Below are 644 nucleotides of genomic sequence, written 5' to 3' on the forward strand. Positions count from 1 at the left end.
AGCAAGGCGGGCGTCGAGCCCGGCGACACCGTCGGCGTGCTCGAATGGGACAGCCATCGCTTCCTCGAAGCGTTCTTCGCGATCCCGATGATGGGCGCCGTGCTGCAGACGGTCAACGTCCGTCTGTCGCCCGAGCAGATCGCCTACACGATCGATCATGCCGGCGCGACGACGCTGCTCGTCAACGAGGAATTCGTCGGTCTGATGGAAGGCATCAAGGCGCAGCTGCCGAAGGTCAAGCGGCTGATCGTGATGTCGGACCGGCCGGCGCCGCAGACCGGCAGCCTGTCCTTCATCGGCGAGTATGAAAGCCTGCTTGCGGCAGCCTCGCCGGATTACGACTTTCCCGATTTCGACGAGAACACCCAGGCCACCACCTTCTACACGACCGGTACCACTGGCCTGCCGAAGGGGGTCTATTACAGCCACCGCCAGCTCGTGCTGCACACCATCGCGGGACTGGCACTGTTCGGCATGGCGGGCTCGCAGGGTCGCTTCTCGCGCGACGACGTCTACATGCCGATCACGCCGATGTTCCACGTCCATGCCTGGGGCTTCCCGTGGTCGGCGACGCTTGCCGGCACCAAGCAGGTCTATCCGGGCCGCTACGAGCCGGCGATGCTGGTCAAGCTGATCAAGAGCGA

The 644-nt window shown here is 64.6% G+C and carries 1 protein-coding gene; it reads left to right on the forward strand.

Translation table 11 applies throughout. The features are described 5' to 3' along the window. Nucleotides 1-644: AMP-binding protein (locus tag H8A95_RS43385; RefSeq protein WP_229188499.1), on the forward strand; the 644-nt coding region annotated here is incomplete at both ends.

This window comes from Bradyrhizobium oropedii (genome assembly GCF_020889685.1).
Classification (GTDB): Bacteria; Pseudomonadota; Alphaproteobacteria; order Rhizobiales; family Xanthobacteraceae; genus Bradyrhizobium; species Bradyrhizobium oropedii.